19 protein-coding genes are annotated in these 22955 nt (G+C 73.0%); all 19 read left to right on the forward strand.

Features of this window, described 5'->3' with window-relative positions:
* The first annotated feature begins 1 nt into the window (after window position 1).
* The 19 genes from carB (at window position 2) to FXF60_RS00265 (ending at window position 22955) form a co-directional block, all read left to right on the forward strand.
* Window positions 2-3346 carry a carbamoyl-phosphate synthase large subunit gene (carB, locus tag FXF60_RS00175; protein WP_151523246.1) on the forward strand — a complete coding sequence of 1115 codons (3345 nt, stop codon included), beginning with the start codon at window positions 2-4 and terminating at the stop codon, window positions 3344-3346.
* A complete protein-coding gene (locus FXF60_RS00180) occupies window positions 3327-4154 on the forward strand; it encodes an iron-sulfur cluster-binding protein (protein ID WP_202879505.1) in 828 nt (275 codons plus the stop codon). The genes carB and FXF60_RS00180 overlap by 20 nt, the downstream gene beginning before the upstream one ends.
* Window positions 4141-4962 (forward strand): nitronate monooxygenase, encoded by an 822-nt coding sequence (locus FXF60_RS00185; RefSeq protein WP_151523248.1) that lies wholly within the window; start codon window positions 4141-4143, stop codon window positions 4960-4962. Before FXF60_RS00180 ends, FXF60_RS00185 begins: the two co-directional genes overlap by 14 nt.
* Window positions 4963-4981: 19 nt before the next feature.
* Window positions 4982-5845, forward strand: a complete 864-nt coding sequence (gene pyrF, locus FXF60_RS00190) for an orotidine-5'-phosphate decarboxylase (protein WP_151523249.1) — start codon at window positions 4982-4984, stop codon at window positions 5843-5845.
* 127 nt (window positions 5846-5972) lie between these two features.
* A complete protein-coding gene (gene mihF / locus FXF60_RS00195; protein WP_151523250.1) occupies window positions 5973-6290 on the forward strand; it encodes an integration host factor, actinobacterial type in 318 nt (105 codons plus the stop codon).
* Window positions 6291-6346: 56 nt separating this feature from the next.
* Entirely contained in the window at window positions 6347-6898 is a 552-nt protein-coding gene (gene gmk / locus FXF60_RS00200) for a guanylate kinase (protein WP_192796532.1), read from the forward strand.
* A gap of 7 nt (window positions 6899-6905) precedes the next feature.
* Entirely contained in the window at window positions 6906-7175 is a 270-nt protein-coding gene (gene rpoZ / locus FXF60_RS00205) for a DNA-directed RNA polymerase subunit omega (protein WP_151523252.1), read from the forward strand.
* Between the two features lie 35 nt (window positions 7176-7210).
* The gene (gene coaBC, locus FXF60_RS00210; RefSeq protein ID WP_151523576.1) at window positions 7211-8467 is read left to right on the forward strand and encodes a bifunctional phosphopantothenoylcysteine decarboxylase/phosphopantothenate--cysteine ligase CoaBC; all 1257 of its coding nucleotides are present in this window, start codon (window positions 7211-7213) and stop codon (window positions 8465-8467) included.
* A gap of 88 nt (window positions 8468-8555) precedes the next feature.
* On the forward strand, window positions 8556-9770 hold the full coding sequence (gene metK / locus FXF60_RS00215; RefSeq protein WP_151523253.1) for a methionine adenosyltransferase: 1215 nt from the start codon (window positions 8556-8558) through the stop codon (window positions 9768-9770).
* A gap of 22 nt (window positions 9771-9792) precedes the next feature.
* Complete coding sequence (locus tag FXF60_RS00220) at window positions 9793-11883, forward strand: primosomal protein N' family DNA-binding protein (protein WP_192796533.1); 2091 nt, start codon at window positions 9793-9795, stop codon at window positions 11881-11883.
* 240 nt (window positions 11884-12123) lie between these two features.
* The gene (locus FXF60_RS00225; protein ID WP_151523254.1) at window positions 12124-13965 is read left to right on the forward strand and encodes an ABC transporter substrate-binding protein; all 1842 of its coding nucleotides are present in this window, start codon (window positions 12124-12126) and stop codon (window positions 13963-13965) included.
* 238 nt (window positions 13966-14203) lie between these two features.
* Window positions 14204-15736 (forward strand): ABC transporter permease, encoded by a 1533-nt coding sequence (locus tag FXF60_RS00230; protein ID WP_151523255.1) that lies wholly within the window; start codon window positions 14204-14206, stop codon window positions 15734-15736.
* Window positions 15737-15803: 67 nt separating this feature from the next.
* Window positions 15804-16796, forward strand: a complete 993-nt coding sequence (locus FXF60_RS00235; protein ID WP_151523256.1) for an ABC transporter permease — start codon at window positions 15804-15806, stop codon at window positions 16794-16796.
* A complete protein-coding gene (locus FXF60_RS00240; RefSeq protein ID WP_151523257.1) occupies window positions 16796-18628 on the forward strand; it encodes an ABC transporter ATP-binding protein in 1833 nt (610 codons plus the stop codon). Before FXF60_RS00235 ends, FXF60_RS00240 begins: the two co-directional genes overlap by 1 nt.
* 6 nt (window positions 18629-18634) lie before the next feature.
* Window positions 18635-19576, forward strand: a complete 942-nt coding sequence (fmt, locus tag FXF60_RS00245) for a methionyl-tRNA formyltransferase (RefSeq protein ID WP_151523258.1) — start codon at window positions 18635-18637, stop codon at window positions 19574-19576.
* Window positions 19569-21098, forward strand: coding sequence for an RsmB/NOP family class I SAM-dependent RNA methyltransferase (locus tag FXF60_RS00250; protein ID WP_151523259.1), 1530 nt, complete (start codon window positions 19569-19571; stop codon window positions 21096-21098). Before fmt ends, FXF60_RS00250 begins: the two co-directional genes overlap by 8 nt.
* A gap of 4 nt (window positions 21099-21102) precedes the next feature.
* Window positions 21103-21774, forward strand: a complete 672-nt coding sequence (rpe, locus tag FXF60_RS00255; protein WP_151523260.1) for a ribulose-phosphate 3-epimerase — start codon at window positions 21103-21105, stop codon at window positions 21772-21774.
* Between the two features lie 3 nt (window positions 21775-21777).
* Entirely contained in the window at window positions 21778-22509 is a 732-nt protein-coding gene (gene pnuC / locus FXF60_RS00260; RefSeq protein WP_151523261.1) for a nicotinamide riboside transporter PnuC, read from the forward strand.
* Entirely contained in the window at window positions 22506-22955 is a 450-nt protein-coding gene (locus tag FXF60_RS00265; protein ID WP_151523262.1) for a PH domain-containing protein, read from the forward strand. The genes pnuC and FXF60_RS00265 overlap by 4 nt, the downstream gene beginning before the upstream one ends.

The following is a 22955-nucleotide window of genomic DNA, read 5'->3' on the forward strand; positions in this document are numbered from 1 at the left end:
CGTGCCGAAGCGTGACGACATCAGCAGCGTCCTGGTCATCGGGTCCGGCCCGATCGTCATCGGCCAGGCCGCGGAGTTCGACTACTCAGGGACGCAGGCGTGCCGGGTGCTGCGCGAGGAGGGCGTGCGCGTCATCCTGGTCAACTCCAACCCGGCGACGATCATGACCGACCCGGGCGTCGCCGACGCCACCTACGTCGAGCCGATCACCCCCGAGATCGTCGAGTCGATCATCGAGCGGGAGCGGCCGGACGCCGTGCTGGCCACCCTCGGCGGCCAGACCGCGCTCAACACCGCCATCGCCCTGCACGAGTCGGGCGCGCTGGAGCGCCTGGGCGCCCCGCTCATCGGCGCCAACGTCGAGGCGATCCAGCTGGGCGAGGACCGGCAGGCCTTCAAGGGCGTGGTCGAGCGCTGCGGCGCGGAGTCGGCCCGCTCGGCGATCTGCCACACCATGGACGAGGTGCTCGCGGCCGCCGACGAGCTGGGCTACCCCGTCGTGGTGCGTCCCTCCTTCACCATGGGCGGCCTCGGCTCCGGGTTCGCCTTCGACGAGGAGAGCCTGCGGCGGATCGCCGGGGCCGGGCTGCAGGACAGCCCGACCACGGAGGTGCTGCTCGAGGAGTCGATCCTGGGGTGGAAGGAGTACGAGCTCGAGGTGATGCGGGACCGCGCCGACAACGTGGTCGTGGTCTGCTCGATCGAGAACCTCGACCCCATGGGCGTGCACACCGGAGACTCCATCACCGTCGCCCCGGCGATGACGCTCACCGACCGGGAGTACCAGCAGCTGCGGGACATCGGGATCGCGGTCATCCGGGAGGTGGGGGTGGACACCGGCGGGTGCAACATCCAGTTCGCGGTGAACCCGGCCGACGGGCGGATCATCGTCATCGAGATGAACCCGCGCGTGTCCCGGTCCTCGGCGCTCGCGTCCAAGGCCACCGGCTTCCCGATCGCCAAGATCGCCGCCAAGATGGCCCTCGGCTACACCCTCGACGAGGTGCCCAACGACATCACCCGCGAGACGCCGGCCAGCTTCGAGCCGACGCTCGACTACGTCGTCGTCAAGGTGCCGCGGTTCGCCTTCGAGAAGTTCCCGCTCGCGGACCCCACCCTGACGACGACCATGAAGTCGGTCGGCGAGGCGATGGCCCTGGGGCGCAACTTCACCGAGGCGCTGCAGAAGGCGCTGCGCTCCACCGAGGCCGCGCACACCAGCTTCCACTGGCGTGCGGAGGAGCTGCCGAGCCGCGAGATGGCGACGGCCCTCCTGGAGCAGGCCCGGACGCCCACCGACGGCCGGCTGGTGCTGGTGCAGCAGGCGATGCGGGGCGGCGCGAGCGTCGAGGAGGCGCACGAGGCCACCGGCATCGACCCGTGGTTCCTCGACCAGATCGCCGCGATCAACGAGATCGCGGAGCGGATCCGGACCGAGGCCCGCTCCAGCACCGGGGGTCGGCTCACCCCGGAGCTGCTGCGCCTCGCGAAGCGGCACGGCTTCTCCGACCCGCAGATCGCCCAGCTCACCGGGCTCAAGGAGTCGGTGGTGCGGGGGGTGCGCCACGCGCTCGGGGTGCGTCCCGTCTACAAGACCGTCGACACCTGCGCGGGCGAGTTCGCGGCGCAGACGCCCTACCACTACTCCTCCTACGACGAGGAGACCGAGGTCGCGCCGCGGGAGCGGCCCGCGGTCATCATCCTCGGCTCGGGGCCCAACCGGATCGGTCAGGGCATCGAGTTCGACTACTCCTGCGTGCACGCCTCGCTCACCCTGCGCGAGCACGGCTTCGACACGGTGATGGTCAACTGCAACCCGGAGACGGTGTCCACCGACTACGACACCTCCACCCGGCTCTACTTCGAGCCGCTCACCCTGGAGGACGTCCTGGAGGTCGTCCACGCCGAGCGCGAGGCGGGTCCGCTGGCCGGGGTCGTGGTGCAGCTCGGCGGCCAGACCCCGCTGGGGCTCGCCGCGGCCCTCAAGGCCGAGGGGGTGCCGATCGTCGGGACCTCGCCCGAGGCGATCCACCTGGCCGAGGACCGTGGCGCGTTCGGCCGGGTGCTGGCCGAGACGGGGCTGACGGCGCCGCGGCACGGCACGGCATACACCGTGGACGATGCCCTCGCGGTCGCCACCGAGATCGGCTACCCGGTCCTGGTCCGCCCCTCCTACGTGCTCGGCGGACGCGGTATGCAGATCGTCTACGACGACGACTCGCTCACCGACTACGTCGGCCGGGCGACCGCGGTCGGCGCGGACGAGGAGCCGCACCCGGTGCTCATCGACCGCTTCCTCGACACCGCGGTCGAGATCGACATCGACGCGCTCTACGACGGCACCGAGCTCTACGTCGGCGGCATCATGGAGCACATCGAGGAGGCCGGGATCCACTCCGGCGACTCGGCCTGCGTGCTGCCGCCGTTCACCCTGGGCCGGTCGGAGCTGGAGGCCGTCCGGGAGGCGACCCGCTCCCTGGCCGAGGCGATCGGCGTCCGCGGCCTGATCAACGTGCAGTTCGCGCTCGCCCAGGACGTCCTCTACGTGCTGGAGGCCAACCCGCGCGCCAGCCGGACGGTGCCCTTCGTCGCCAAGGCGACCGGCGTGCCGCTGGCCCAGGCGGCCGCCCGGGTGATGCTCGGCGCCACCATCGGCGAGCTGCGCGAGGAGAGCCTGCTGCCCACCGGTGCGGACGGCGGGTCCCTCCCCGGGGACGCGCCCTTCTCGGTCAAGGAGGCGATCCTGCCGTTCCGCCGGTTCCGCACCCAGACCGGAGAGGCGATCGACTCCATCCTCGGTCCCGAGATGCGCTCCACCGGCGAGGTCATGGGCATCGACGCGGCCTTCGGCTCGGCCTTCGCCAAGAGCCAGCTGCGCGCCGGCTCCAGCCTGCCGACCCAGGGGACGGTCTTCGTGTCCGTCGCCAACCGGGACAAGCGCTCGATGATCTTCCCGGTCAAGCGGCTGGTCGACCTCGGCTTCTCGGTGCTCGCGACCGAGGGGACCGCCGACGTGCTCCGGCGCAACGGCATACCCGCCGAGGTCGTGCACAAGCACAGCGAGGCGCGCGCCGACGGCTCGGTCCGCACCATCGTCGACCGGATCAGCGGCGGCGAGGTGGACATGGTCATCAACACCCCGTCCGGCCGGGACGCACGCGCCGACGGCTACGCGATCCGGGCGGCCACCACGTCCCTGGACAAGCCGATCATCACCACCGTGCAGCAGCTCGCCGTCGCGGTGCTCGGCATCGAGGCGATGCGCGCCGGTCCGTTGTCGGTCGCGCCGCTGCAGGAGCACGCGCGGCGGCTGGACCTGTATGCCCGTGGCGGGGACGCCGGATGAGGCCCTGGGGATGACGCGCGCCGGCACCGCCACCCACCCGTCCCCGGTGGTGGAGGCCCAGGTGATGCTCACCAGGGCCAGCGGCGCCTATGACGTGCTGAGCCTGTCGGTGCCGCCGGCTCCGATGTGGGAGCGGACCCGCCCCGGACAGTTCCTCGTGCTGCCGGGCGACCCGGCCCGCGGTCGGACGCTGCCGTCGCTGCTGTGGGTGGCCGGGGTGAGCGTGGACCGGATCCACGGCACGACGGTGGACGTGGTCGTGCCCGCCGGCCACCCGCTCGGAGCCGCGCAGGAGCAGCGGCTGCTCGGCCCGTTGGGGCGCGGCTTCGGGCTGCCCGCCGAGCCGGTCCCGGCCCTGGTGGCCGGGCACGAGGCCGCCGTCACGCCGTTGCGGTGGCTGGTCTCCCAGCTGCGGGACCGGGGGAGCAGGGTGGACGCGGTGCTGTCGGCCGACGACCCGGACCGTCACCTCGAGGTCGGAGCCCTGCGTCGGCAGGCCGCCTCGGTGGTGCTGACCACGGGCGCCCACCTGGAGCGTGCCGTGACCGACCGGCTGGACGCCGAGCCGGAGCTCGCCGTCGTCTTCGCCGCCGGGTCCCGGCCCCAGGTGCGGGCGGTGGCGGCGGCCGCCCGCCGGGCCGGCCGGGCGGTGCGCGTGGCCGCGCTGGACCTGGCCGAGCCGGTGCTGTGCGGCACCGGGATCTGCGGCCAGTGCGACGTGCCGGTCGACGGCGGCGCGCGGATGCTGCGCGCCTGCCTGGAGGGCCCGGTGGTGCCGGGGGAGTGGCTCGTCGATGCAGCGGGGTGAGGAGCTGCCACGGGTGTGGATCGCGCCCGGCGCGGTCGACGACGTGCGCGGGCTGCTGCGGTTCGGGTCGCTGGACCGGCTGCTGGTGCCGGTCGGCCCGGTCGTCGCCGAGCACGCCGGCGCGGCCGCTCCCGGTCCGGCCCTGGTCCACGGTCCGGGGCCGGGAGGGGTGGAGCACGACGCCGCCCGCGGCATACCTCTGCTGGAGGCCGTGGACCGGCTGCGCTGGTGCGCGACCCGCGGGCTGCGGACGGTGGTGGTCGTGCGCGGACAGACGCCCTCGGAGCCGGCGGCCCTGGCCGGGAGGCTGTGCCGTGGTCTCGAGGGTGACGCGGTGGGCGCCGTGGAGGTGGACCTGCGTGCCGCGGACGACCAGCAGGCTCTCAAGGTGATGGCGCGGCTGCGCGAGGAGACGCCCCGCGACCTGCTGCTGCTGGCCCGGCTGTCCGCGCTCCAGGCCGACCTGGTGGGTGTTGCCCGCGGTGCGGTCGCCGGCGGTGCCGGTGCCGTGGTCGTGTGCGGGTCGGTGCCCCTGGGCCGGGGGCGGTGGTGGTCCGGGCCGTCGACCGGCGCGATCTCCCGGTCCGGGGTGCAGGCGCTGGCGCAGGCGGCGCAGGAGCAGCGGTGGCCGCCGGTCCCGATGGTCGCGGCCGGGGGCGTCCACGACCCGGACAGTGCCGACGCCGCCCTGGCGGCCGGGGCCGTCGCGGTCCAGCTCGGCACCGCGCTGTGGGCCGACCCGACCGTGCTGTGGAGCGTGGCCGCGCACCTCGAGGGCCGAGGCGATCCTGCGGACCGGACCGGATGAAGACAAGGATGGTGTCGTCGTGACCGAACAGCCGAAGAGCTCCTCCCGCCCCGTACCCGACCGGTTCGGGGTCAGGCTGGCCGAGGCGATCCGCTCGCGCGGACCGCTGTGCCTGGGCCTGGACCCGCACACCGGGCTGCTCGAGCTCTGGGGCCTGCCGGACACCCCCGCGGGTGTCCGTGAGTTCTGCTCGCTCGCCCTCGAGGGCGCGGCGCCGACCTGCGCCGCGGTCAAGCCGCAGTCCGCGTTCTTCGAGCGGCACGGGTCCGCCGGGGTGGCTGTGCTGGAGGAGGTCCTCGCCGCGTGCCGCGAGCGCGGCCTGCTCACGGTGCTCGACGTCAAACGGGGCGACATCGGCTCCACCATGCTCGGGTATGCCGAGGCATACCTGGGCGACGGCTCGCCGCTCGCGGCGGACGCGCTGACGCTGAGCCCCTATCTCGGCTACGAGTCGCTGCGTCCGGCCCTCGACCTGGCCCGCCAGACCGGGCGGGGAGCCTTCGTGCTGACCCGCACGTCGAACCCCGAGGGCACCCAGGTGCAGGGGTGCGGCCGGCCGACCGTGGCGGAGCAGGTCATGCGGGAGGTGCACCGGGAGAGCGCCGGCCAGGAGCCGTGCGGCGACGTCGGGATGGTCCTCGGCGCCACGGTCGACCTGGTCGCCGAGGGCCTGCGCGTCGAGGACTCGCCGGCGCCGGTCCTGACCCCCGGGGTCGGTGCCCAGGGGGCGGACGAGCACGACGTCGCCCGGTCCTTCGGCGGGGCGCGGGGCCGGGTTCTGGTCCCGATCTCGCGCGGCATCCTCGGCGCCGGGGCGGACGCGGTCCCGGAGGCGGCTGCCCGGTGGGCCGAGCGGCTGGCCACCGCCATGGGCTCCGACTGATCCCGGCGTCCCCGCGCTCACCTGCGCCGCAGCGGCCGGCTCCGGGGTTGGCACGGGGACTTCCGGGTCGCTATGTTCGACCGAACCAGGGTTTCCCCTGGGCACTGGACGACGAAGGAGTAGGACCGTGGCCCTTCCTGAGCTGACGCCGGAGCAGCGTGCCGACGCCCTCGCCAAGGCGGCCGCCGCCCGTCGCGAGCGAGCAGCCGTGAAGAACCGCCTGAAGAACTCGCAGGGGTCCTTGAAGGACGTCATCGCCGAGGGCAAGGAGAACGACGTCATCGGCAAGATGAAGGTGTCGGCGCTGCTGGAGTCGATGCCGGGGGTGGGGCGGGTCAGGGCACGCCAGCTCATGGAGGACATCGGGATCTCCGAGAGCCGTCGGGTCCGGGGGCTGGGCGCCAACCAGGTGCACCACCTGCTCGACCACTTCAGCGGCCGCTGAGCACCGCACACGCGCCCGGGCCGCGGCACGCCGTCCAGGCAGGGGGTCCGAGACTGGTGGTGCTGGCCGGTCCGACGGCGGTCGGCAAGGGGACGGTGGCCGCCTACGTGCGCGAGCATCATCCCGACGTCTGGCTGTCGGTGTCGGCGACCACCCGTCGACCGCGGCCCACCGAGCGTGACGGGGAGCACTACTTCTTCGTCGACGACGAGGAGTTCGACCGGCTGGAGCGGGACGGGCAGCTGCTGGAGTGGGCGACCGTCCACGGCCGCGCCCGCTACGGCACGCCCCGCGGCCCGGTGCAGGACTCGCTGCAGCGGGGGCGTCCGACGATGCTGGAGATCGACCTGCAGGGGGCACGGCAGGTGCGCGAGGCGATGCCGGAGGCGCTCTTCGTCTTCCTGGCACCGCCGAGCTGGGAGGAGCTGGTGCACCGGCTGGTCGGTCGAGGCACCGAGTCCGAGGAGGAGCGGGACCGCCGGCTGGAGACCGCCCGCACCGAGCTGGCCGCCGCGCAGGAGTTCGACGTGACCATCGTCAACGACGATGTCGCCCGGGCCGCCGAAGAACTCGTATCATTGATGGTCGACCCCCGAACGAAGGACTGAGACAAGCGTGAGTGGAACCGGCACCATCGCCCACCCCGACGGCATCACCAACCCGCCCATCGACAGCCTGCTCAAGCGTGCGGACAGCAAGTACGCCCTGGTGATCTATGCCGCGAAGCGCGCGCGCCAGATCAATGCCTACTACTCCCAGCTCAGCGAGGGGCTGCTGGAGTACGTCGGGCCGCTGGTCGAGGCGGACGCGACCGACAAGCCGCTGTCGATCGCGCTGCACGAGGTCGACCAGGGCAAGCTGCACACCAGCTCGCCCGAGAGCTGACCCACCGTCCCGAGGTGAGCGGACGGGGCGGCGGCATGCGTGTGGTCCTCGGCGTCTCCGGCGGCATCGCCGCCTACAAGGCGTGCTCCGTGCTGCGGCTGCTGACCGAGGCCGGGCACGAGGTCACGGTGGTGCCGACCCGCGCCGCGCTGCGCTTCGTGGGTGCGCCCACCTGGGAGGCGCTGAGCGGCCGCCCGGTCTCCGCCGAGGTCTGGGACGACGTCCCCCAGGTGCCGCACGTGCGGCTCGGCCAGCAGGCCGACCTGGTGCTCGTGGCCCCGGCCACCGCGGACCTGCTCGCGCGCGCGGCGCACGGGCTGGCCGACGACCTGCTCACCTCGACCCTGCTCACCGCACGGTGCCCGGTCGTGCTGGCCCCCGCCATGCATACCGAGATGTGGACCCACCCGGCCACCGTGGACAACGTCCGCACCCTGCGCGACCGCGGGGTGCACGTGATCGAGCCGGCCTCCGGCCGGCTCACCGGCGCGGACACCGGACCCGGCCGGCTGCCCGAGCCCGAGGAGATCGTCGAGGCCGCCCTGGCCGCGGTGGGTCGGTCTCCCGCCCCGACCGGCGCGACGGGGGACGTCGATCTCGCCGGCCGTCACGTCGTCGTCACGGCGGGCGGCACGCGGGAGCCGCTGGACCCGGTGCGCTTCCTGGGCAACCGGTCCTCCGGCAAGCAGGGGTATGCCGTCGCGGCCGAGGCCGCCCGGCGCGGGGCCCGCGTCACGCTCGTGAGCGCGAACGCCCAGCTGGCCGCCCCTGCCGGGTGCGACGTGGTGGACGTGCAGACGGCGCTGGACCTGGAGCGCGCCGTCACCGGCCTGGTGCAGGAGGGGGACGTGGACGCCGTCGTCATGGCGGCCGCGGTGGCCGACTTCCGCCCGGCCCACTACGCCGAGGCCAAGATCAAGAAGACTCACGGTGCCGGGGACGAGAGCGCACCGACCATCGAGCTGGTGCGCAACCCGGACATCCTCGCGGGGCTGGTGCGGCGGCGCGACGAGACCGGCGGGCGCGACCCCTACCTCGTCGGCTTCGCCGCAGAGACCGGCGACGGCACCGGGGACGTCCTGTCGCTGGCGCGGGCCAAGCTGGAGCGCAAGGGCTGCGACCTGCTGGTGGCCAACGAGGTGGGCGCCGACAAGACCTTCGGCCAGGATCACACCACGGTGCACCTGCTGGACCCCGGCGCCGACGAGGACGAGGTGGTCACCGTGGGTCCGGCGACCAAGGCCCACGTCGCCGAGGCGATCTGGGACCACGTCGCGCCGCTGCTTCCCTGAGGTCGGCCGGGGGCCCTGGTGTGTCCCACCGCCCCCGTAGACTCACCCGCGTCAGTCAGCAGCCGCTGCCCCGCGAAGGAGTCGTCCCATGACCCGCCTGTTCACCTCGGAGTCCGTCACCGAGGGCCACCCCGACAAGATCTGCGACCAGATCAGCGACGCCATCCTGGACGACCTGCTCGCGCAGGACCCGCACTCGCGCGTCGCGGTGGAGACGATGGTCACGACCGGTCTGGTGCACGTCGCGGGTGAGGTCCGCACCCAGGGGTACTCCAACATCGCACAGCTGGTCCGGCAGACGATCCTGGACATCGGCTACGACAACTCGCACAAGGGCTTCGACGGGCGCACCTGCGGCGTGGAGATCTCCATCGGGGACCAGTCGATGGACATCGCCACCGGGGTCGACGACGCGGTGACGACCCGGGGCGACGACACGGCCCACCGCTACGACCACCAGGGGGCGGGGGACCAGGGGCTGATGTTCGGCTACGCCTGCGACGACACCCCCGAGCTGATGCCGCTGCCGGCCTTCCTGGCCCACCGGCTGGCCGAGCGGCTCGCCTCGGTGCGCAAGAGCGGGGAGCTGGACTACCTCCGGCCCGACGGCAAGACCCAGGTCACCATCGCCTACGACGGCGACCGTGCCGTCCGGCTGGACACGGTCGTCCTGTCCACGCAGCACGCGCACGGCATCGATCTCGAGGACCAGCTCACCCCGGACATCCGCGAGCGGGTCATCACCCCGGTCCTGGACGACGCGCACGCCGCGGGCGTGGAGCTCAAGACCGACGGCTACCGGATGCTGGTCAACCCCACCGGGGTCTTCACCATCGGCGGTCCGATGGGGGACGCCGGGCTGACCGGGCGCAAGGTCATCGTCGACACCTACGGCGGCATGGCACGGCACGGCGGCGGAGCCTTCTCCGGCAAGGACCCCTCCAAGGTGGACCGGAGCGCGGCCTACGCGATGCGGTGGGCCGCCAAGAACGTCGTCGCCGCGGGGCTGGCCCGCCGGTGCGAGCTCCAGGTGGCGTACGCCATCGGCTACCCGCGCCCGGTCGGCCTCTACGTCGAGACGTTCGGCACCGAGACGGTGCCCGTCCAGCGCATCCAGGAGGCGGTCACCGAGGTCTTCGACCTGCGGCCGGCGGCGCTGGTGGACCAGCTCGACCTGCTCCGCCCGATCTACCGTCCGACCGCCGCCTACGGCCACTTCGGCCGCAGCGAGGCCCCTGGCCTGGTCGACGGCTTCACCTGGGAGCGGCTGGACCGGGTCGACGCCCTGCGCGCCGCCGTCTGAGGGCTCCGGGGGCCGGGCGTCGATGACGACTGAGCAGCTGGAGCTGGTGCCGGCCCCGGCCCGGCCCCGCAGGCGCGCAGCCGGTCCCTCCTCCGAGGTGGAGCTGGCCGAGCGCGACCCGGTCGCGACCGTCCTCGTCGACACCCCGCTGGCCCACCTCGACCGGCCGTTCGAGTATGCCGTCCCGGCCGACCTCGCCGAGCAGGCGCGCCCCGGGGTGCGGGTGAAGGTGCGCTTCGCCGGGCGGGACCACGACGGCTTCCTGCTCTCCCGGGCGAGCACGGCCGAGCACCAGGGCAGGCTCACCCCGCTGCGGTCGGTGGTCAGCCCCGAGCCGGTCCTCACCCCGGCGGTGCTCGAGGTCGCCCGCGAGGTGGCCGACCACTACGGCGGGACCCTGGCCGACACGGTCCGGCTGGCCGTCCCACCCCGGCACGCGCGCGCCGAACGGTCGGTGCCCGAGCGCCCGGCCGACCCGGGCCGTGGCCCTGCCCCGGACGCCGCGGCGGGGACCGACGCGTTCCCGGTGCCCCCGGCCACCGCCTGGTCGGGCTACCCGGCCGGCCCGGCCCTGCTGCGCCGGCTGCGCGAGGGTGGCGCGCCCGGCGCGGCCTGGCTGGCCCTCCCCGGTCAGGGCGAGGAGCAGGACTGGCCGCGGGCCGTGGCCGAGGCGGTCGCCGCCACCGTGGCGGGCGGTCGGGGCGCGCTGGTGGTCGTCCCGGACCGGCGGGACGTCGAGCGCGTCATCGGGCCGGTGACCGCGGCGGTGGGCGAGGACCGGGTGGTGCGGCTGACCGCGGATCTCGGCCCCGAGGCACGGTATGCCGCGTTCCTGCGCGTCCTGCGCGGCCACGCACCGGTGGTCGTGGGCACCCGGGCGAGCGCCTTCGCGCCGGTGCCGTCCCTCGGCCTCGTCGTCTGCTGGGACGAGGGCGACGACCTGCACCAGGAGCCCCGCGCCCCCTACCCGCACGTCCGTGAGGTGCTCCGCCGCCGCTCCCACCGCGAGGGTGCCGGCCTGCTCGTCGCCGGGTTCACCCGCAGCGTCGTGGTGGAGCAGTGGGTCCGGCAGGGCCTCCTCGCCCCGGTGGCCGGCGAGCGCGAGCTGCTCCGGCGGGCGGCGCCCGCGGTGCTGGTGGCGGGGGAGGGCCACCAGGAGGCCCGCGACGCCGCGGCGCGCACGGCCCGGCTGCCCACGGTCGCGTGGCAGGCGCTGCGCGTCGGGCTGGAGGCCGGACGCCCGGTGCTGGTGCAGGTCCCGAGGCAGGGCTACGTCCTGGCCCTGGCCTGTCAGGACTGCCGGACCCCGGTGCGGTGCGCCCGGTGCCACGGTCCGGTTGGGGCGGGCGACCGGCAGTCCGAGGCCCGCTGCCGCTGGTGCTCCGCGGAGGTGCCGGCGGGGCAGACGTGCGTGGAGTGCGGTTCTGCGCGCCGCCGCGCCACGGGGGTGGGTGAGCGACGCACCGCCGAGGAGCTCGGTCGCGCGTTCCCCGGGACCCGGGTGATCAGCTCGGGCGGCGACCGGGTCGTCGACCGGGTGGACGACACCGCGGCGCTGGTGGTCGCCACCCCCGGGGCGGAGCCGTGGTGCCGGGCCGGGTATGCCGCCGTCGTGCTGCTCGACGGCTGGCGGGTCCTGGAGCGAGCTTCGCTCGAGGCCCAGCCGGAGGCGCTGCGACGGTGGTGCGCGGCTGCGGCCCTGCGGCGGCCCTCCGCGGGCGGTGAGGAAGGAGGCCGGCAGCGTCGCCAGGTGGTGCTGTGCGGGGTGCCCCCGCACGCGACGATCCCGGCCGTGGAGGCGCTGGTCCGCTGGGACCCGGCCTGGCTCGCGGGCCGCGAGCTGGCCGAGCGGTCGGAGCTCGGGCTGCCTCCCGCGGTCCGGCAGGCCGACCTGCTCGGTCCGGTGGCGGCGGTGGACGAGGCCGCCCAAGCGCTCGCGCGGGCCGGGCACGTGCTGCTGGGCACCGTGCCGGGCGACGACCGCGCCCGTGCCACGGTGCGGGAGGCACCCGGCACCGACCTGGCTCGGGGGGTGCGGACGCTGCGCGCCGAGCGCAGTGCGCGCAAGGCCGAGGACACCGTCCGGATGGTGCTCGACCCTGCCGATCAGTAGGCCGGAGGGTGCACCGCAGGAGCCGCTGCGGTTGACGTGACGTCACTGCTACGGAAGTCTCAAAAGCGTAACGATCGCGTCACCGTGTGGGCACTTTAGTGGCGTGGTGGGCCCGCGCCTGTCTAAGTTGCCACTGCAACCCCCCGGCGCGTCGAAGAGAGGCGTGCGGCGGACCAGGGCGGTCCGCCGGCGTGAGACGCCCATTCACTAGGAGGAACATTGAAGATCAGGCGCGCGACCATGGCTGTTGTTGCGGCCGGTGCCCTGGCCCTGGCCGGCTGCACGTCCGACAGCGGCACGGAGGACACCGACAACGCCGCCGAGGGTGGCGGCGGAGACGACATGGAGGAGACCGAGGGCTCTGGTGAGGAGTCCGAGGGCGACGACATGGGCGGCGAGGAGGGCTCCACCGCGAAGGCCGACCTCGGCGAGGTCACCACCAACGACGACAACGTCTCCTTCTCCAGCGGTGCCGAGGAGTACAACGCCTACAACGGCGACACCGCGAGCACCAACTCGACCTACAACGCGGTCGTGAACAACCAGCTCTTCGCTGGGTTCTGGTACTGGGGCACCGACGGCACGATCTACCCCAACGAGTGGTTCGGCTCCTACGAGCAGACCTCCGAGGACCCGCTGACCGTCGAGTACACCATCTCCGACGACGCGGTCTGGTCCGACGGCACCCCGATCACCGCGAACGACTACCTGCTGACGTGGGCCTCCTCCAACCCGGAGTCCCTCGGTGGCGTCGACGCGCTGGGCTTCGACCCGGTGTCCGACACCTTCGGTCGCTACGTCCCCGAGGCGCCGGAGACCGAGCCGGGCAGCAAGACCTTCACCATCGTCTTCCCCGAGCCCTACCCGGACTGGGAGCTGCTGGTCAGCAGCGCGCTGCCCTCGCACGTGGCCGCCGAGCAGGCGGGCATGGAGCCGGACGAGCTCGCCCAGGCCATCCTGGACGGCGAGACCGAGACGGTCGCCGAGGTGTCCGAGTTCTGGAACACCGGCTGGCTGTTCCCGAACTACCAGGTCGAGGACGAGGCCCTGGTGCCCTCGTCCGGTCCGTACACCCTGGAGGGTGCGGCCTGGGAGAGCGGCAACCAGCTCGCGCTGGTGCCGAACGAGGAGTTCTACGGCCCGGCCCCCGCGACCGGCAACCTGGTCTTCAAGTTCGCCGCTCCGGAGACCCACGTGCAGGCGTTGCAGAACGGTGACATCAACGTCATCGAGCCGCAGGCCACGGTGGACACGCTGCAGCAGCTCGAGGGCATGGGCGACATGGTCTCGGTCGAGACCACGGCCGAGATGACCTGGGAGCACCTGGACTTCAACTTCGCCGAGAGCTCGGTCTTCAACGACGAGAACGGCGGCCTGGCCGCCCGCGAGGCGTTCGCGATGTGCGTGCCGCGGCAGAACATCATCGACAACCTCATCGCGCCGATCAACCCGGACGCGCAGATCATGAACCTGCGCGAGAAGTTCCCCTTCCAGGAGGACTACCAGGAGGTCGTCGACGCGGCCTACGACGGTCGCTACGACCAGGTCGACATCGAGGGTGCGTCCGGCATGCTCGAGGAGGCCGGGCTGGAGACCCCGGTCGAGGTGCGGATCGGCTACTCCGCCCCGAACCAGCGGCGCACCGAGGAGGTCGCGCAGATCAAGGCCTCGTGCGACGAGGCGGGCTTCGAGATCGTCGACGCCGGCAACCCCGACTTCTTCGAGGCCGGCGGCACGCTGGAGTCCGGTGACTGGGAGGTCGCCCTGTTCGCCTGGGCGGGCTCGGGCCAGATCGCCTCGGGTCAGCCGATCTACTCCACCGACGGTGGGCAGAACTTCGGCGGCTTCTCCAACGAGGAGGTCGACGAGGCGTGGAACACCCTGGCGAGCTCCAACGACCCCGAGGTCCACATGGAGCAGATCAAGGTGATCGAGAAGCTGCTGTGGGACAACCTGTACGGCATCCCGCTGTTCGCCCACCCGGGCGTGACCGGCTTCGACAGCACCCTGGAGAACGTCATGCCGACGTCGGTGCAGACCGGTGTCTCGTGGAACGCCGAGCAGTGGGTGCGCGCCAGCTGACACGCACCACCTGAGTCCGTGGCTGCGCCAGCGGCGCACCACGACCGGGACCGCGACGGGGCGGGAGGGTATGCGCCCTCCCGCCCCTCGCACGTCTCACCCCTTCCCCCGGCTCACGCGCTCGGCGGGTGGCCGTGACACGGCCGCCGGTGTCTGTGGCCCCGACCCCTGATGAGGGGTTAGAGTCTGCGGGCAGTCCGTCACACCGCCGTGAACCCTCACCGCAAAGGTCAGACCCGTGCTCCAGTTCATCCTCCGCAGGATCGCGATCTCCGCGCTGATCATGTTCCTCGGCTCCGTGCTGATGTACGTCCTCACGATCAACTCGGGAGACCCGCTCCAGGACCTGCGCGAGTCGCGGGCCGAGAACCGCGACCAGCTCATGGCCGCACGCACGGAGAACATGGGGCTGGACGACCCGTGGTGGCAGCGCTACCTGGGGTGGTTCACCGGCGTGAGCCGCTGCTTCGTGCTGCAGTGCGACCTCGGCACCGCGCGGGACGGCGCGGACGTCAACAACCTGCTGCTCTCCTCCGCCGGGGCGAGCCTGCGGCTGGTGACCATCGCCACCTTCCTGGCCATCTTCATCGGCGTGGCCCTCGGTGTGCTGTCCGCGATCCGGCAGTACTCCGGCTTCGACTACACCATCACCTTCGCCGCCTTCCTCTTCTACTCGCTGCCGGTCTTCTGGGCCGCGGTGCTGCTCAAGGACTTCGGCGCCATCCGCTTCAACAACTGGATCGCGGACCCGGCCGTGTCGATCACCGTCACGGCGCTGGTGGCGCTGCTGTTCGCCCTGGCCGTCGCCTCGGTGCTCGGCGGCAGCCTGCGTCGACAGGTCGTCACCGGCCTGGTGACCTTCGCGGTGGTCTTCGGCCTGGTCTTCGCCTTCGACCAGGTGCAGTGGTGGGTCCAGCCGGCGCTCGGCCTGCCGCTGATCATCGTCGGTGCGGTGGCGGCGCTCGGCTTCATGCTGGTGATGACGGTCGGGCTGTCCAACCGCAAGGTGACGTATGCCGGGCTGGTCACCATCGCCCTGGGCCTGGTGTCCTACTTCGTCACCGGCCCGATCCTGGACGACCCGTCGGGATGGCTGGTCATCCTCGCCCTCACCGCCGTCACGGTCGTGGTGGGCCTGGCCGTCGGCTGGGTCATGGGAGGCTACGAGCGCCGCACCGCGATGACCGTCAGCGTCGGCACCGCGCTGGGCATGGCCTTCCTCATCTTCATGGACAAGCTGCTGCGCGGGTGGGCCGGGTTCCTGGAGCTGGCCGGCAACCGCCCGGTCAGCACGATCGGGGAGAACCGGATCATCCCGGAGCGGTTCGAGGGAGACTTCTGGGAGGGGATCTTCAACTGGGGGGTGCAGCTGGTGCTCCCCACGATCGTGCTGACCCTCATCTCGATCGCCTCCTACAGCCGGTACACCCGCGGCTCCATGCTCGAGACGATCAACCAGGACTACATCCGCACCGCGCGCTCCAAGGGGCTCTCGGACCGGGTGGTCTTCACCAAGCACGCCCTGCGCAACGCGCTCATCCCCATCACCACGATCGTGGCCTTCGACTTCGCCTCGCTGCTCGGCGGTGCGGTCATCACCGAGACCATCTTCGGCTGGCGCGGGCTCGGAGCCATGTTCCGGCTCGGCCTGGACACGGTCGATCCGAACCCCGTGATGGCCTACTACCTGGTCGCGGGAGGGGCCGCGGTGATCATGAACATGCTGGCCGACATCGCCTACGCCTCCCTCGACCCGCGGATCCGGCGGTGAGGCCCGTGCGCGTGCTACCGCATCCCGCTGACCGCCCCGCCCGCTCGACCGACCTGAGGACGCTGCGATGACCGACAACCACCGTCCGGACGACCCGGAGCACACCCCGGCCGCGAGCTCGGTCGAGGAAGTCTACTCGGTCGAGAAGCAGATCGACCTGAGCCAGAAGTCCTACTCCCAGGGCCAGCTGGTCCGCCGCCGGTTCTTCCGGCACCGCGGGGCGATGGTCTCGCTCTTCGTGCTGGTCTTCATCACGGTGATGGCCTTCACCTCGATCGGCTACGGACTCATCCCGTCCTGGTGGGACAAGACCTTCTACGACGCCGGCGCCGCCGTCGACGGCGGCCGGCCCACCATGCAGCTCTGGCCCTTCCAGATCGGCGAGCACCCGTTCGGCCAGGACACCATCGGCAAGGACTACTTCGCGCTCACCATGCGCGGGACGCAGCGCTCGCTCATCGTGGCCTTCACCGTCGGGCTGCTCTCCACCGTGATCGGCACCCTCATCGGGGCGATCGCGGGCTTCTTCCGCGGCTGGGTCGAGGCCATCCTCATGCGGGTCACCGACCTGTTCATCATCATCCCGCTGCTGGTCCTGGCCGCGGTCGTCGGCAAGATGGCCTCCGGCATCTGGTGGCTGGCCCTCATGCTCAGCCTGCTGACCTGGACCGGCCTGGCCCGGCTGGTGCGGGGCGAGGTGCTGTCGCTGCGCGAGCGGGAGTTCGTCACGGCGGCGGAGGCGATCGGGACCGGGCCCTGGCGGATCATCTTCAAGCACATCCTGCCGAACACCATCGGCACCATCATCGTCAGCGCCACGCTCGCGATCGCCGCGACCATCCTGCTGGAGTCGGCGCTGTCCTTCCTCGGCTACGGCGTACGTGCCCCGGACACCTCGCTCGGGCTGCTCATCTCCACCTACCAGAACGCCTTCCTCACCCGGCCCTGGCTGTTCTGGTGGCCCGGCCTGATGATCCTGGGCATCGCCCTGTCGGTGAACTTCCTCGGTGACGGACTGCGCGACGCCTTCGACCCCCGGCAGAACAGGACGGCTGACTGATGACCACGACCACGCAGAGCGGCTCCGGCCAGCCGGTCTACACCGGCTCGGGCACCCCCACCGGCGACGAGGAGGTCGTCCTCGCCTTCACCGAGGTGGACGTCCGGTTCAAGACCGAGTTCGGCAGCGTGCACGCCGTCAAGGGCGTCGACCTCAGGGTGCGCCCCGGCGAGGTCGTGGCGCTGGTGGGCGAGTCCGGCTCGGGCAAGTCGGTCACGTCGATGACCGCCATGCGGCTGCTGCCGCGCAACGCCACCATCGGCGGCCAGGTCGACGTGGCGGGGCGCGAGGTGGGCCGGCTCTCGGAGTCCAACATGCGCAGGCTGCGCGGCAACGACGTGGCCATGGTCTTCCAGGAGCCGATGACCGCGCTCAACCCCGTCCTCACCATCGGGACCCAGATGGTCGAGTCGATGGAGCTGCACGGCGTCTCCCGCGGGGCGGCGGCGTGGAAGCGCGCCATCGAGCTGCTCGGCATGGTCGGCATCCCCGAGCCCGAGCGGCAGATGAGGAAGTACCCGCACGAGCTGTCCGGCGGGCAGCGCCAGCGGGTGGTCATCGCCATCGCCATCAGCTGCGACCCCAAGGTGATCATCGCCGACGAGCCCACGACGGCGCTGGACGTCACCGTCCAGGCCGACATCCTGGACCTGCTCCGCTCGCTCAAGGACAAGCTCAACACCGGCATCCTGCTCATCACCCACAACATGGGCGTGGTGGCCGACATGGCCGACCGCGTCGCGGTGATGTTCAAGGGCGAGATCGTGGAACGCGGCACCGTCGAGGAGGTGCTGCTCCACCCCAACCACGAGTACACCAAGATGCTCCTCGGGTCGGTGCCGAGGATGGGGCACGGCCGCGGGCAGATGGACATCCGCGTCAAGGAGGAGATCGACGCGGACGCCCCCCTGGCGATCGAGCTGAAGAACCTCGTCATCGAGTACCAGCGGCTCGGCAAGGCGCCGTTCCGCGCGGTCGACGACGTGAGCTTCGACGTGCACCAGGGCGAGATCGTCGGGCTGGTCGGCGAGTCCGGCTCGGGCAAGAGCACCATCGGCCGGTGCGCGCTGGGGCTGATCCCCGCGGCGGCCGGCGAGTTCCGCCTGCTGGGCGAGAACATCACCGGCATGAAGCGGGGCGACCTCAAGCCGCTGCGCAAGCGGATCGGCGTGATCTTCCAGGACCCGGCCGCCTCGCTGAACCCGCGGCTGCCCATCGGCGAGTGCATCGCCGAGCCACTGGTCGTGCACCAGGTCGGTGACCGCAAGTCGCGGGAGAAGCGCGTCTACGACCTGCTGGACGCGGTCCACCTGCCGCGCGAGGTCTACAACCGCTACCCGCACGAGGTGTCCGGTGGCCAGCGGCAGCGGATCTCCGTGGCCCGGGCCCTGACCCTGGACCCCGAGCTGCTGGTCGCGGACGAGCCGACCTCGGCCCTCGACGTCTCGGTGCAGGCGCGCGTGCTCAAGATCTTCGCCGAGCTGCAGGAGCAGTTCGGCTTCGCCTGCCTGTTCATCAGCCACGACCTGGCGGTCATCGACCTGCTCGCGCACAAGGTCGTCGTGCTCCAGAACGGCAAGGTGGTCGAGGCCGGACCCCGCGAGCAGATCATGGAGAACCCCACCCAGGAGTACACCCAGCGGCTCATCGCGGCCGCCCCCGTCCCGGACCCGTTGGAGCAGGGTCGGCGCCGGCGCGACCGGCACGAGCTGCTGCGGGAGCAGGGCGAGGAGGTCGTGGAGCTGAACGTCGACGCCGACCAGTTCCACCAGGCCTCCCGGGAGGCGGAGGTCGTCGAGGTCGACGGGACCGACGACCAGCCGCGCCGCTGACCGGGCGTGCGCGTCGTCTTCGCCGGGACCCCCGAGGCGGCGGTCCCCAGCCTGCGGGCGCTGCTGACCTCCCGCCACGACGTGGCCGGTGTCCTCACCCGCGCGGACGCCCGGGCAGGACGGGGCCGGTCGCTGCGACCCTCCCCGGTCCGCGAGGTCGCCGAGCAGGCGGGCATACCCGTGCTGACACCGGGCTCCCTGCGCGACCCCGAGGTGGCCGCCCGGCTCGCCGACTGGGCGCCGGAGGCCTGCCCCGTCGTCGCCTACGGGCTGTTCGTCCCGCCGGACCTGCTGACCCAGCCCCGGCACGGCTGGGTCAACCTGCACTTCTCGCTGCTCCCGGCCTACCGCGGCGCCGCCCCGGTCCAGCATGCCCTCCGCTCGGGTGACGACGTCACCGGCGCCGTGACCTTCCGGCTCGAGGAAGGCATGGACAGCGGCCCGGTCCTGGGTCGGCTGACCGAGACGGTGCGCCCGAGGGACACCTCCGGCGACCTGCTGGAGCGGCTCGCGCACGCCGGGGCGGGGCTGCTGGTGGCCACCCTCGACGCGCTCGAGGACGGTGTCGTCACCGCCGAGCCGCAGCCCACCAGCGGCGTCAGCCACGCGCCCAAGCTCGAGGTGGCGGACGCCCGGGTGCGCTGGAGCGAGCCGACCCTGGCGGTCGACCGGCTGGTGCGGGCCTGCACACCGGCCCCGGGCGCCTGGACCAGCTTCCGCGGGGATCGGCTGAAGATCGGGCCGGTGCAGCCGGTGACGACCGACGCAGCGCCGGAGCAGGTCCTGTCGCCGGGGGAGATCCGGGTCGGACGCTCCGAGGTGCTGGTCGGCACCGCCGGTGGCGCGGTGCGGCTGGGACAGGTGCAGGCCCAGGGCAAGCGGGCCATGGATGCTCTCGACTGGGCGCGCGGGACACGCCCCGCGCCGGGCGAGCGCTTCGATGGCTGAGCGCCGGCAGGGTCGCCCAGACCGTCCCGGAGACCGGAGGGGACCGGCATCGGGGCGGTCGCAGGACCGGCGCGGCCCGCGGCGGAGGTCCGCGCAGACCCCGGCCGCACGTGCCCGTGAGGCGGACCCGGCGCGCTCGGTCGCCTTCCGGGTGCTGCGCCAGGTGGACACCGACGAGGCCTTTGCCAACCTCGTCCTCCCCGGAGCGCTGCGGTCCGCAGGACTGACCGGTCGGGACGCCGCCTTCGCGACCGAGCTGACCTACGGCACGCTCCGGATGCGCGGGCTCTACGACGCGGTCATCGCCGACGCCGCCAGCCGACCCATCTCCGAGATCGACAGCCCCGTGCGCACCATCCTGCGGCTCGGGGTGCACCAGGTGCTCGGGATGAGGGTGCCGGACCACGCCGCGGTCAGCGCCACCGTCGGCCTGGCGCGGGCGCAGGTGAGCCAGGGTGCCGGAGGATTCGTCAACGCCGTGCTGCGCACGGTGGCCGGGCAGGACCGGTCCGCCTGGGTGGACCGGCTCGTCGGGCCGCTCGAGGACGAGGTCGCCCGGTTGGCGCTGGAGCACTCGCACCCGGAGTGGATCGTGCGGGCGCTGCGGTCCGCCCTGCTCTCGGCGCGCGGCGCCCGCGCGCTCGAGGCCGGTGAGCTGGCTGAGCTGCTCGCCGCGCACAACTCGCCCGGGCCGCTGACGCTGACCGCGCGGCCCGGACTCGGCGCCGAGGAGGAGCTGCGGGCCGCGGGCGCGACGCCGGCCGCGGTCGCCCCGACGGCCTGGGAGCTGGGCCAGGGCGACCCCGGCCGGATCGACGCCGTCGCCGCCGGCCGGGCCGCGGTCCAGGACGCCGGATCACAGCTCCTGACCCTGGCCCTGGCCGCCGCGCCCCTGCCCGGGACGGACGAGCGGTGGCTGGACCTGTGCGCGGGTCCCGGGGGCAAGGCCGGCCTGCTGGCCGCGCTCGCGGGGAAGCAGGGCGCGCGGCTGCGGGCCAACGAGGTGAGCGAGCACCGGGCCGAGCTGGTGCGGCACACCCTCGTCGGGCCGGTCCACGGCGGTGCCGACGTGGAGGTGACGGTGGGCGACGGCCGCGACGTGGGCGCCGCCGAACCAGCGACCTTCGACCGGGTGCTCGTGGACGCCCCCTGCACCGGCCTGGGGGCGCTGCGCCGCCGTCCCGAGGCGCGCTGGCGCCGTTCACCGCAGGACCTGAGCACGCTCGGCCCGCTGCAGCGGGCGCTGCTGGACTCGGCCCTGACGGCCACCCGCCCCGGCGGGGTGGTCGCCTACGCCACCTGCTCACCCCACCTGGCCGAGACCGAGCTGGTGGTGAGGGACGTGCTCAAGCGACGGGCCGACGTCGACCTCGTCGACGTGCGGCCGCTGCTGCGCGACCGGGACGGTGCCCAGCTCACCGGCACCGGGGACGGACCGTGGGCGCAGCTGTGGCCGCACCTGCACGGGACCGACGGCATGTTCGTGGCCCTGCTGCGGCGCCGTGACGGCTCTCTAGACTGAGGTCATGGCCGAGCCCGCGACCCTGCAGATCAGCCCGTCCATCCTCGCCGCGGACTTCGCCCACCTGGCCGCCGAGCTGCGGGCGATCGAGACCGCCGACTGGGCGCACGTCGACGTCATGGACGCCCACTTCGTGCCCAACCTGACCCTGGGCGCCCCCGTGGTCGAGGCCCTGGCCAGGGTGAGCCCGGTGCCGCTGGACGCACACCTCATGATCGACGACCCCGACCGCTGGGCACCCGGCTACGCGGAGGCGGGCGCGGCCTCGGTCACCTTCCACGTCGAGGCCGCGCAGGACCCGGTCGGCACCGCCCGGGCGATCCGCGCCGCCGGTGCCCGGGCCGCCCTGGCCCTCAAGCCGGGCACGCCCTTCGCGCCGTACGCCGACCTGCTGCCCGAGCTGGACATGGTGCTGGTGATGACCGTCGAGCCAGGCTTCGGCGGCCAGTCGTTCATGGACGACCAGCTCGCCAAGGTGCGTCAGGTACGGGAGGCCGTGCGGCGGCACGGGGGCGAGATCTGGGTCCAGGTCGACGGGGGCGTGGCGCAGGACACCATCGGCCGGTGCGCCGAGGCCGGGGCCGACGTCTTCGTGGCCGGGTCGGCGGTCTACGGCGCCGACGACGTGGCCGCGGCGGTCGCGGCACTGCGCCGCGCCGCGGCCGAGGCGGTGTGAGGCGTGGACCTGTGGGGCGACCTGTTCTACGCCGAGCTCTCGGTCGCGGGCTACACCATCGCCTGGCGCGAGGTCGTGGGCAACGCCTTCGGCTTCGCGTCGGCGCTGCTCGGGATGCGCCGCACCGTCTGGGCCTGGCCGGTCGGCATCATCGGCAACCTGCTGCTCTTCACCGTCTTCATGGGGGTGTGGTTCGCCAACCCGCAGGAGCACAGCCTGTTCGGGCAGGCGGCCCGCCAGGTCTTCTTCATCGCCACCAGCGTCTACGGCTGGTGGCGGTGGCAGCGCTCCCGCCGGACCCGTGCCAAGGGTGAGCCCGCGATCACCCCGCGCTGGGCCACGACGGTCGAGCGGACGGCATACCTCGTCGTGGCGGGTGTCCTCATCGTGCTGGCCCAGTGGGTGTTCTCCCTGGTGGGGGCCGGGTGGCCGGCGCCACGGTGGTACTACTGGACGGACGCGTGGATCTTCGTGGGGTCGATGCTCGCCACCTATGCGATGGCGCGTGGCTGGGTCGACTTCTGGCTGGTCTGGATCGCGGTCGACCTGGTCGGGGTGCCGCTGCTGTGGCACTCGGGCTACTACCCCTCGGCCGTGATGTATGCCGTCTACGGCGGGCTCGTGCTCTGGGGCTTCGTCGTGTGGTCCAGGGCGGCGCGGGACGAGGCGCCGCAGGGTGCGGTCACGGGTGCCGGTCCCGCTCACGGTGACGCCGAGGCCGGTGCGCCGCGATGAGCGACACGTCCGACCCGTACGCCCCCTTCCGGCCGGTGACCGGGGCGCGGGTGGCGCGTGCGGCCGCGATCGCCGCGGTGCTGATCTTCGGGCTGATCGCCGTCCTCGGCCCCAGCTATGCCGGCGCGAGCCCGATGATGTCGCTGCTCAACCGGGTCTTCATCGGTGGTTTCGGCCTGGCGATGGGTGCCTTCCTCTGGCGGTATGCCCTGATCCGGGCCGTCCCGTCGGCGACCGGCCTGGTGGTGGTGAACCTGGTGCGACGGCACGAGCTGGAGTGGAGCCAGGTGGTGCAGGTCGGGTTCTCCAGCGGCGCGCCGTGGGTGGTGCTGGAGCTGACCGACACCGAGGAGCTCGCCGTGATGGCGATCCAGCGGGCGGACGGCCGACGGGCCCAGCAGGAGGCGTCCCGCCTGGCGGCCCTGGTGGAGCACCACCAGCGCTGA

Origin of the sequence: Serinicoccus kebangsaanensis (genome assembly GCF_008919445.1) — a bacterium.
Classification (GTDB): Bacteria; Actinomycetota; Actinomycetes; order Actinomycetales; family Dermatophilaceae; genus Ornithinicoccus; species Ornithinicoccus kebangsaanensis.

What these genes read in the sequence shown, in the direction of transcription:
- FXF60_RS00185 (WP_151523248.1), top strand. Translation starts at nt 4,141, where the DNA reads ATGCAGCGGGGTGAGGAGCTGCCACGGGTGTGGATCGCGCCCGGCGCG.
- coaBC (WP_151523576.1), top strand. Translation starts at nt 7,211, where the DNA reads ATGCGTGTGGTCCTCGGCGTCTCCGGCGGCATCGCCGCCTACAAGGCG.
- metK (WP_151523253.1), top strand. Translation starts at nt 8,556, where the DNA reads ATGACCCGCCTGTTCACCTCGGAGTCCGTCACCGAGGGCCACCCCGAC.
- FXF60_RS00220 (WP_192796533.1), top strand. Translation starts at nt 9,793, where the DNA reads ATGACGACTGAGCAGCTGGAGCTGGTGCCGGCCCCGGCCCGGCCCCGC.
- FXF60_RS00225 (WP_151523254.1), top strand. Translation starts at nt 12,124, where the DNA reads ATGGCTGTTGTTGCGGCCGGTGCCCTGGCCCTGGCCGGCTGCACGTCC.
- FXF60_RS00235 (WP_151523256.1), top strand. Translation starts at nt 15,804, where the DNA reads ATGACCGACAACCACCGTCCGGACGACCCGGAGCACACCCCGGCCGCG.
- FXF60_RS00240 (WP_151523257.1), top strand. Translation starts at nt 16,796, where the DNA reads ATGACCACGACCACGCAGAGCGGCTCCGGCCAGCCGGTCTACACCGGC.
- FXF60_RS00250 (WP_151523259.1), top strand. Translation starts at nt 19,569, where the DNA reads ATGGCTGAGCGCCGGCAGGGTCGCCCAGACCGTCCCGGAGACCGGAGG.
- rpe (WP_151523260.1), top strand. Translation starts at nt 21,103, where the DNA reads ATGGCCGAGCCCGCGACCCTGCAGATCAGCCCGTCCATCCTCGCCGCG.
- FXF60_RS00265 (WP_151523262.1), top strand. Translation starts at nt 22,506, where the DNA reads ATGAGCGACACGTCCGACCCGTACGCCCCCTTCCGGCCGGTGACCGGG.